Raw genomic sequence first — 9,455 nt, 5'->3', positions numbered from 1 at the left:
GGGCCAACCGCACAGCCCGCTGGCCCAATCACCACATGACCGACCGCCCACCCCAGCCACACACCGCGCCCCCACCTCACCTCACCCCTCACCCCACCACACCCGTCACCCCGCCCCACCCAACTGCGGGCAGTCGTGCCGCTGGGGCGGCACGGGTGGGCGCAGCGGCACCCCGCCAGCGCGGGCGAGCGCCACCCCCGTACCCCAGCCCCCGCCCCGTCCACCCCCTCACTCACCCGCACAACACCGCCCCCACCTCACGCACCTCACCTCCCTCACCCCCTCACCTCTCTCACCTCCCCCCCCCGCGAGGCGCGGCCCCCCACCCCCCGCCCCCACGGCGGTACCCTGACCGGGCACATCAACCCACCCACCAACCCCACCCACCAGCCCCACCACCAAAACCCACCCCACCCCCCTCACCCCGAAGGACAGACACATGCCCCTGGAAGCCGGCCTCCTGGAGATCCTCGCCTGCCCGGCCTGCCACGCCCCCCTCAAGGAGCAGGACACCGAGCTGATCTGCACCTCCGAGGCGTGCGGCCTCGCCTACCCCGTCCGCGACGACATCCCCGTCCTCCTCGTGGACGAGGCCCGCCGCCCGGCGTAGCACCCCACCCGCACCCCACCCCCACCCGCACCCCACCCCGCCCCACCCCCGGCGATCGGAAGTCCGCCCATGCTCGACGAGTCGCTGCTCGACACCCCCGAGGCCCTCGCGGACGCCGACCACCGCGGCCTCCTGCGCGGCGCCGCCGAGGCAGGCGCCCGCGTCCGCACCGCGGCCCGGCACGCCGCCGAGGCGGGCGTCACCGCCCTCAAACCCGACGGCCGCCCCCGAGCCGTCCTCATCGCGGGCCCCGGCGCCGCCGCCATCTGCGCCGCCGACCTCCTCGGCACCCTCGCCGGCCCCGGCAGCCCCGTCATCCGCCTCGCCCCCACCGGCGTGGCCCCGGTCGCGGGCGCCCTGCGCTGGGAGGTCCCCGGCTGGAGCGGCAACCTCGACCTCCTCCTCATCGCCACCCCCGACGGCACCGAACCCGGCCTCGCCCTCCTCACCGACCAGGCGTACCGCCGCGGCTGCACGGTCGTCGCCGTCGCCCCCGCCCGCACCCCCCTCGCCGACTCCGTCGCCGCCGTACACGGCCTCTTCGTCCCGATGGCGACCGCCCCCTACGACCAGGACGAACCCGAAGAACTCGCCGCCTCCGCCCCCGGCGTCTTCTGGGCCCTGCTCACCCCCCTCCTCTGCCTCCTCGACCGCATCGGCCTGCTGTCCGCGCCCCCCGAGGCCCTGGAGAAGGTCGCCGACCGCCTCGACCACATCGCCCAGCGCTGCGGCCCAGCCATCGCGACCTACAGCAATCCGGCCAAGACCCTCGCCGCCGAACTCGCCGACGCCCTCCCGGTGATCTGGACCGAGGGCACCTCCGCGGGCCCGGCAGGCCGCCGCTTCGCCGGAGCGCTCGCCGAACTCTCCGGCCGCCCCGCCCTCGTCGCCGAACTCCCCGAAGCGCTCTCCGCCCACAGCGCCCTGCTCGCCGGACCACTCGCCGCGGGCGCCGACCCCGACGACTTCTTCCGCGACCGCGTCGACGAACCCCCCGCACTGCACGCCCGAGTCGTCCTGCTCAGGGACCGCCCGATCGGCGGCCTCACTGCCGCCCCCACCGCCCGCGACCTGGCCCTCAGCCACGACACGCCGATCAGCGAGCTGGAACCCGAGTCGGGCGACGAACTGGAGACCCTCGCCGAACTGATCGCCATGACGGATTTCGCCGCCGTTTACCTGGCGCTCGCCTCAGGCGCATCCCCTGAACCCGGCACCTCCTGACCCCCACACCCCCCCCACACACACACCCGCGCCCCCACACCCCCCCCCGAAAACCAGCCACGCGCCGAACCTTGAGAGAACGAACGATGGACCGCCTCGACAACACCGTCCGCCCCTACGCCTGGGGGTCCACCACCGCCATCCCCCGCCTCCTCGGCACCGAGCCGACCGGCGAACCACAGGCGGAGATGTGGATGGGCGCCCACCCCGGCGCCCCCTCCCGCACCCCCCGCGGCACCCTGGACGACGTCATCAAGGCCGACCCCGAGCGCGAACTCGGCCCCGCCACCGTGGCCAGATTCGGCCCCCGCCTGCCCTTCCTCCTCAAACTCCTCGCCGCGGGCGCCCCCCTCTCCCTCCAGGTCCACCCCGACCTCACCCAGGCCAAAGAGGGCTACGCCGACGAGGAACGCCGCGGCATCCCCCTGGACGCCCCCCACCGCAACTACAAGGACGCCAACCACAAGCCCGAACTCATCTGCGCCCTCACCGAGTTCGACGGCCTCTGCGGCTTCCGCGACCCCAACGACGCCGCCGACCTCCTCGACGGCCTCGGCGTCCCCTCCCTCAAGCCCTACGCCGACCTGCTGCGCGCCCACCCCGAGGAAGCCGCCCTGCGCGAGGTCCTCACCGCCGTCCTCACCGCCGACCCCGAGGACATGACCCGCACGGTCACCGAGACCGCCACCGCCTGCGAACGCCTCGGCGGCCCCTACACCCCCTACGCCGACATCGCCCGGCACTACCCCGGCGACCCCGGCGTCCTCGCCGCCCTGCTGCTCCACCACGTCCGGCTCCAGCCCGGCGAGGCCCTCTACCTCGGCGCCGGCATCCCGCACGCCTACCTCGACGGCCTCGGCGTCGAGATCATGGCCAACTCCGACAACGTCCTGCGCTGCGGCCTCACCCCCAAGCACATCGACGTCCCCGAACTCCTGCGCGTCGTCCGCTTCGCACCCACCGACCCCGGCGTCCTGCGCCCCGAGGCCGACCCGGACGGCGAAGAGGTCTACGCCACCCCCATCGACGAGTTCCGCCTCTCCCGCTACCTCCTCACCGACGGCGCCACCCCCCGCGACCTCACCCGCCCCACCCCGCAGATCCTGCTCTGCACCACCGGCACCCTCCACCTCGGCGACCAGGACCTCACCCCCGGCCGGTCCGTGTTCGTCCCCGCGGGCGAACCCACCGAGGTCTCCGGCACCGGCACGCTCTTCCGCGCCACCGTCATCGCCTGACCAGCCCGGCCGGAGAGCCCCTGACTCCCCCCATGTGAGCCCCCGGTGACTCCCCCGTGAGGGAACTCACCGACTCAGCCGCCACCGCCGTACCGGACTGCAACAATGCCCACCGACAACGCACGGGCCCAGCCCGGCACGGCGGCGCCCGGCACAGCCCGTCCCGGCGACGCACGCAGATGAAGAAGGGACACCCCGGACCACATGAGCGCGTCAGGCGGCACCAAAGCGATCGTGGCGGCACTCCTCGCCAACCTGTCGATCGCCGTAGCGAAGTTCGTGGCGTTCCTCTTCAGCGGCTCGTCCTCGATGCTCGCCGAAGCGGTGCACTCCGTCGCCGACTCCGGCAACCAGGGCCTGCTCCTCCTCGGCGGCAAACGCGCCCAGCGCGAAGCCACCCCCCAACACCCCTTCGGCTACGGCCGCGAACGCTATATCTACGCCTTCCTCGTCTCCATCGTCCTCTTCTCCGTCGGCGGCATGTTCGCCATCTACGAGGGCTACGAGAAGATCAAGCACCCCCACGAGATCGAGCACTGGTACTGGCCCGTCGGCGTTCTCGTCTTCGCGATCATCGCCGAGACCTTCTCCTTCCGCACCGCCATCAAGGAGTCCAACGCCCTGCGCGGACGCCAGTCCTGGAAGGACTTCATCCGCCACGCCAAGGCACCCGAACTCCCCGTCGTCCTCCTGGAGGACCTCGGCGCCCTCGTCGGCCTGTTCCTCGCCCTCGGCGGCGTCGGCCTCGCTCTCCTCACCGGCGACGGCATCTGGGACGGCATCGGCACCCTCTGCATCGGCGTCCTCCTCATCCTGATCGCCGTCGTCCTCGCCGCCGAGACCAAGTCCCTGCTGCTCGGCGAGGCCGCCGGCCTGGAGGACGTCCGGAAGATCGAGGCCGCCATCGTCGACGGCGACACCGTCCCCCGCATCATCCACATGCGCACCCTCCACCTCGGCCCCGAGGAACTCCTCGTCGCCGCCAAGATCGCCGTCCGGCACGACGACACCGCCACCGAGATCGCCACCGCCATCGACGCCGCCGAGGCCCGCATCCGCGAGGCCGTCCCCATCGCCCGCGTCATCTACCTCGAACCCGACGTCTACAGCGAGACCGAAGCCGCCAAGGGCGCCGACCCCACCACCACCCCCGGCGGCCCCACCCACCCCGACACCGCCCACTGACCTCACCGCCCCCGACCGGCTCCCCGGAACGGCGCGAACTCTTCGCGGCCGGACTGGGGACGGCCGGGCCGTCCGGTGTAGCTTGGGACGGAGCCAGACGTCGCTGCTGATGGCGGTCGGGCGGTCCCCCAGCGGACCGACCGAGGGAGAGAGGGCCTCCGACGGACTGCGCTGCGCGCACGCGGGCACCCCTGTGTCCGCCGCCGCGCAGACCAGCCCTACCCACCTCGAACCGACACCGAGGAGCAGCTCGCAATGACGACTGTCGACAACCGACAGGACTTCAAGGTCGCCGACCTCTCCCTGGCCGTCTTCGGCCGCAAGGAGATCACCCTCGCCGAGCACGAGATGCCCGGCCTGATGGCGATCCGCAAGGAGTACGCCGAGGCACAGCCCCTGGCCGGCGCCCGCATCACCGGCTCCCTGCACATGACCGTCCAGACCGCGGTACTCATCGAGACCCTCGCCGCCCTCGGCGCGCAGGTCCGCTGGGCCTCCTGCAACATCTTCTCCACCCAGGACCACGCCGCCGCGGCCATCGCCGTCGGCCCGAACGGCACCCCGGACAACCCCCAGGGCATCCCCGTCTTCGCCTGGAAGGGCGAGACCCTCGACGAGTACTGGTGGTGCACCGAGCAGGCCCTGACCTGGCCTGACAGCCCCACCGGCGGCCCCAACATGATCCTCGACGACGGCGGCGACGCCACCCTCCTCGTCCACAACGGCGTCCAGTACGAGAAGGACGGCAAGGTCCCCTCGCCCGACACCGCCGAGTCCGACGAGCACCGCGTCATCCTCGAACTGCTCACCCGCACCCTGGGCGAGAGCCCCCAGAAGTGGACCCAGCTCGCCTCGGAGATCCGCGGCGTCACCGAGGAGACCACCACCGGAGTCCACCGCCTGTACGAGATGCAGCGCGACGGCACCCTCCTGTTCCCGGCGATCAACGTCAACGACGCCGTCACCAAGTCGAAGTTCGACAACAAGTACGGCTGCCGCCACTCCCTCATCGACGGCATCAACCGCGCCACCGACGTCCTCATCGGCGGCAAGACCGCGGTCGTCGCGGGCTACGGCGACGTCGGCAAGGGCTGCGCCGAATCTCTGCGCGGCCAGGGCGCCCGCGTGATCATCACCGAGATCGACCCCATCTGCGCCCTCCAGGCCGCGATGGACGGCTACCAGGTCGCCACCCTGGACGACGTCGTCGAGACCGCCGACATCTTCATCACCACGACCGGCAACAAGGACATCATCATGGCCGCCGACATGGCCAAGATGAAGCACCAGGCCATCGTCGGAAACATCGGCCACTTCGACAACGAGATCGACATGGCCGGCCTCGCCAAGCTCCCCGGCATCGTCAAGGACGAGGTCAAGCCCCAGGTCCACACCTGGACCTTCCCCGACGGCAAGGTCCTCATCGTCCTGTCCGAGGGCCGCCTGCTGAACCTGGGCAACGCCACCGGCCACCCGTCGTTCGTGATGTCCAACTCCTTCGCGGACCAGACCCTGGCCCAGATCGAGCTGTTCACCAAGCCCGACGAGTACCCCACCGGCGTCTACACCCTGCCCAAGCACCTCGACGAGAAGGTCGCCCGCCTCCACCTGGACGCCCTGGGCGTCAAGCTCACCACGCTCCGCCCGGAGCAGGCCGACTACATCGGCGTGAAGGTCGAGGGCCCGTACAAGCCGGACCACTACCGCTACTGAGCACCGCTACCGAGCCCCGCGCTCCACAGCGACCTCAAGGACAGGCCCCCGCACCCCCGTGCCGGGGGCCTGTCCCCTTGGCCGCCCCGCTCCGCCCGGCCCGCGACCCACTCGTCCGACCGGCCGCGCCACCCGTCACACCCCAGGACCAGGACCCTCATGCCCCGCGGTCGCTATTCGCTCCTCGATCCGCACGATCACACCCCCTTCGCCCACGAACACTTCCAGTGCGCCCCCGGCCCCTCCGGCTGGCGCTACGTCTCCCAGCTGACCACCCCCTCCGGCGATCACCTCGGCTCCGTCGACCTCACCCTCGACGCCCTCGGCCGCCCCCTCCGTCTCGAACTCCACGCCGCGAGCTGGCAGGTGCGCGGTGCCGCCCTCGACGGCGTCACCTGGGTCCGCACCGACCCCACCGGCAGCCATGCCACCGAAGGCAATGTGCGTGCCCACGCCTTCACCGGCACCTCCCCCGCGTTCGTCATCGCCACCGCTCGACTCCTGCGCCTCACCCCCTCCTCAGCAGCGACCAGAATCCGCCTGGTCGACTTCACCCACCCGGTCCTCGCCCCCCGCACCGTGGACCAGTCCTGGGCCCTGCTGAAAAGAGAAGCACACGCCACTGACAACGCCCCCCTGACCGTGGACGAATACCAGGTCACAGCCCTGGACACCGGCGAACGACACCCCGTCCACCTCACCGGCGACGTGGTCCTGGCCGCCCCCGGCATCGAACTCGACGACCTGGACTCACCCCCGTCCACCTTCGCCCCCGACCCGGACACCGCCTAACGCCCACAAGCCCCCGAGCAAACCGCCCGAACCACCTACGCAGGCGGCACGAACCCGGTCGACGGCTTCGGCGACGGCCGCTCACCCGCGGCCCCCGGCTCCCGAGGCGCGACGCGCGAATCACCGCCGACCCCCGGAGCGGACGGCGCCGGACCCCCACTCACCGACGGCGGAACGACCGGCCCCCCACCCGTCCCCGGACCCACCGCACCCGACCCGGCCACCCCGACCCCGCCGCTCCCCGCAGCCCGCCGAGCCTCCCGCACCTGCCGCTCCTGCAACATCGCCGCCAAATAGGCGCCGGGCGGCACCCCAGGCGGCACCGGAGCCCCCGAACGCTCCGCCACATCGGCCGCCAACCGCTCCGCCATGCTCCAGCCGACCTGCGGACTCAGCTGCCCCATCCGCGTCAGGTACTGCCGCACGGCCAGCCACAGACCATCCGGCACCGCCGAAAGATCCACCGCCGCGAACCGCCCCGCCAGCCACGGCGGAGGCGGCGGCACCAACCCGGTCCGCGCGGCAGGCACCCGCTCCCGCACCACCAGCGTCCCCGCGAACACATCCCCCAGCCGCCGCCCCCGCGCCGACACCAGCGACGCGATACACGCGACGACCCCGAACGTCATCAGGATCTCGATCATCCCGATCCCACCCCGCACCAGCGCATGCCGGAACCGGATCGGCCCCCCGTCATCCCGCACCACCCGCAACCCGACGGCCATCTTCCCCAGCGACCGCCCATGGGACAGCGTCTCCACCGCGATCGGCGCCCCCACCAGCACCAGCAGGAACGACGCGATCGACAACGCCGTCCGCGCGGCATCGTCCAAAGACGCCGAAGCGATCATCAACCCCATGGACACCAGCAGATACGCGGCAAAGGCCACGAGGAGATCGAGCAGCACCGCCAGAGCCCTGCTCGGCAGCTTCGCCGGACGCAGCTCCAAGGCCACCGCCTCGCCCGTCACCAGCTCATCCACGCCCTTCACCCTTCCCCTGGTCTGCCTATCGCACGATCAGTCTGCCAAGCTGAGAACGCGGAGCGCCGCAGTAGGACAAGCTGACACCCACCTGAATCGGCCACGACCCGCCGACGAACAGCCGAGGAGCAGGCACACCGATGGACCTCGACGTCTTCGTCACCGCCCATCGCGCGGAATGGGACCGCCTGGACACCCTCCTACGACGCCGCCGCCTCACCGGCGCCGAGGCCGACGAACTCGTCACGCTCTACCAGCGCACCGCCACCCACCTCTCCCAGATCCAGTCCAGCGCCCCCGACCCCCAGCTCACCGGCCGCCTCAGCCAACTCGTCGCCCGCGCGCGCAGCGCCGTCACCGGCACCCGCCGCGCGTCCTGGCGCGACGTCACCCACTTCCTCACCTACGGCTTCCCGGCCGCCGTCTACTGCGCACGCCACTGGTGGGTCCCCACAGCCCTGCTCTCCACCCTGGTCGCGGCCCTCCTCGGCTGGTGGATCGGCGCCCACCCCGAGGTCCAGTCCTCCATAGCCGCCCCCGACGAACTACGCGAGATGACCCGCCCAGGCGGCGGCTACGAGACGTACTACTCCAGCCACCCCGCCGCCTCGTTCGCCGCCCAGGTCTGGACGAACAACGCGCAGGCGGCGGCCCTCTGCCTGGTCCTCGGCGTCTTCCTCGGCCTGCCCGTGATCTGGGTCCTGTTCACCAACTTGCTGAACCTGGGCATAGGCATCGGCCTCATGTCCTCCGCAGGCCGCCTGGACACCTTCCTCGGCCTCGTCCTGCCGCACGGCCTCCTGGAACTCACCGCGGTCTTCGTCGCCGCCGGCACCGGACTACGCCTCGGATGGACCCTCATCGACCCCGGCCCCCGCACCCGGCGCACCGCCCTCGCGGAAGAGGGCCGCGCGGCCGTCGGCATGGCGATCGGCCTCGCCCTGGTCCTCTTCATCTCCGGAGTCATCGAAGGCTTCGTGACCCCGTCCGGCCTCCCCACCTGGGCCCGCATCGCCATCGGCATCACAGCCGAGCTGGCCTTCCTCGCGTACGTCTACGTCCTCGGCGGCCGAGCGGCCCGCGCCGGAGCCACCGGCGACGTGGACGCCACTGAACGCAGCGCGACCGTCCCCACGGCCGCCTGATGTGCGGACACGTCTGTTGAGCTGCTACTGTCCTCTTCGCCCCGCAGGAGCTGTTGACACAGCACAGGCGGGGAGGTAGATTCGAACAGTTGCCTGGAACTGGGTGTCACCCGGTCGGCAACCACAGAATCCACTAGCCATCTCAAGTCGCCGTCTCCTCACACGAGATTTCGACTTTGTTGTGGCGCCCCCCGATGAAATCGGAAAGAGACGGCCGGTCAGACCGGCAAGAAACTTCTGATAAAGTCGGAACCGCCGGAAAGGGAATCGCGAAAGCGAAAACCTGGAAAGCATTCCGAGGAAATCGGACCGGGAAACGGTCTGATAGAGTCGGAGACACGAAGGGAAGCGCCCGGAGGAAAGCCCGAGAGGGTGAGTACAAAGGAAGCGTCCGTTCCTTGAGAACTCAACAGCGTGCCAAAAATCAACGCCAGATATGTTGATACCCCGTCTCCAGCATCATGCTGGGACGAGGTTCCTTTGAAATAACACAGCGAGGACGCTGTGAACGGTCGGGCTTATTCCGCCTGGCTGTTCCGCTCTCGTGTGTGTGTCCCGATTACGG

General features: G+C 71.1%; 8 protein-coding genes. 7 read left to right on the top strand and 1 reads right to left on the bottom strand.

The genetic code is table 11. The features are described 5' to 3' along the window. The first annotated feature begins 439 nt into the window (after positions 1 to 439). From AB0D49_RS17070 to AB0D49_RS17045, 6 genes are all read left to right on the top strand, one after another. Positions 440 to 610 (top strand): Trm112 family protein, encoded by a 171-nt coding sequence (locus AB0D49_RS17070; RefSeq protein ID WP_362757794.1) that lies wholly within the window; start codon positions 440 to 442, stop codon positions 608 to 610. Between the two features lie 69 nt (positions 611 to 679). After that, complete coding sequence (locus tag AB0D49_RS17065; protein ID WP_362757792.1) at positions 680 to 1,834, top strand: SIS domain-containing protein; 1,155 nt, start codon at positions 680 to 682, stop codon at positions 1,832 to 1,834. Positions 1,835 to 1,920: 86 nt separating this feature from the next. Continuing rightward, complete coding sequence (gene manA / locus AB0D49_RS17060) at positions 1,921 to 3,072, top strand: mannose-6-phosphate isomerase, class I (RefSeq protein ID WP_362757790.1); 1,152 nt, start codon at positions 1,921 to 1,923, stop codon at positions 3,070 to 3,072. 204 nt (positions 3,073 to 3,276) lie between these two features. After that, the gene (locus AB0D49_RS17055; RefSeq protein WP_362757788.1) at positions 3,277 to 4,257 is read left to right on the top strand and encodes a cation diffusion facilitator family transporter; all 981 of its coding nucleotides are present in this window, start codon (positions 3,277 to 3,279) and stop codon (positions 4,255 to 4,257) included. Between the two features lie 255 nt (positions 4,258 to 4,512). After that, positions 4,513 to 5,970, top strand: coding sequence for an adenosylhomocysteinase (ahcY, locus tag AB0D49_RS17050; RefSeq protein WP_362757786.1), 1,458 nt, complete (start codon positions 4,513 to 4,515; stop codon positions 5,968 to 5,970). A gap of 159 nt (positions 5,971 to 6,129) precedes the next feature. After that, positions 6,130 to 6,762 (top strand): hypothetical protein, encoded by a 633-nt coding sequence (locus AB0D49_RS17045; protein ID WP_362757784.1) that lies wholly within the window; start codon positions 6,130 to 6,132, stop codon positions 6,760 to 6,762. A gap of 35 nt (positions 6,763 to 6,797) precedes the next feature. Here the strand turns inward: AB0D49_RS17045 and AB0D49_RS17040 are convergent, their stop codons facing one another. Next, positions 6,798 to 7,745, bottom strand: a complete 948-nt coding sequence (locus AB0D49_RS17040; protein WP_362757782.1) for an RDD family protein — start codon at positions 7,743 to 7,745, stop codon at positions 6,798 to 6,800. Positions 7,746 to 7,885: 140 nt separating this feature from the next. Here AB0D49_RS17040 and AB0D49_RS17035 point away from each other — a divergent pair, with 140 nt between their 5' ends. Beyond that, on the top strand, positions 7,886 to 8,890 hold the full coding sequence (locus AB0D49_RS17035; protein WP_362757780.1) for a stage II sporulation protein M: 1,005 nt from the start codon (positions 7,886 to 7,888) through the stop codon (positions 8,888 to 8,890). The last annotated feature ends 565 nt before the right edge of the window (positions 8,891 to 9,455 follow it).

The sequence above is a fragment of the Streptomyces sp. NPDC048290 genome (assembly GCF_040652095.1).
Lineage (GTDB): Bacteria > Actinomycetota > Actinomycetes > Streptomycetales > Streptomycetaceae > Streptomyces.
The sequence above is the reverse complement of the archived record's forward strand: the minus strand, read 5'-3'. Positions and strand labels throughout refer to the sequence as shown.

Coding starts and splice junctions, on each gene's coding strand:
- AB0D49_RS17070 (WP_362757794.1), top strand. CDS start 440: ATGCCCCTGGAAGCCGGCCTCCTGGAGATCCTCGCCTGCCCGGCCTGC.
- AB0D49_RS17065 (WP_362757792.1), top strand. CDS start 680: ATGCTCGACGAGTCGCTGCTCGACACCCCCGAGGCCCTCGCGGACGCC.
- manA (WP_362757790.1), top strand. CDS start 1,921: ATGGACCGCCTCGACAACACCGTCCGCCCCTACGCCTGGGGGTCCACC.
- AB0D49_RS17055 (WP_362757788.1), top strand. CDS start 3,277: ATGAGCGCGTCAGGCGGCACCAAAGCGATCGTGGCGGCACTCCTCGCC.
- ahcY (WP_362757786.1), top strand. CDS start 4,513: ATGACGACTGTCGACAACCGACAGGACTTCAAGGTCGCCGACCTCTCC.
- AB0D49_RS17045 (WP_362757784.1), top strand. CDS start 6,130: ATGCCCCGCGGTCGCTATTCGCTCCTCGATCCGCACGATCACACCCCC.
- AB0D49_RS17035 (WP_362757780.1), top strand. CDS start 7,886: ATGGACCTCGACGTCTTCGTCACCGCCCATCGCGCGGAATGGGACCGC.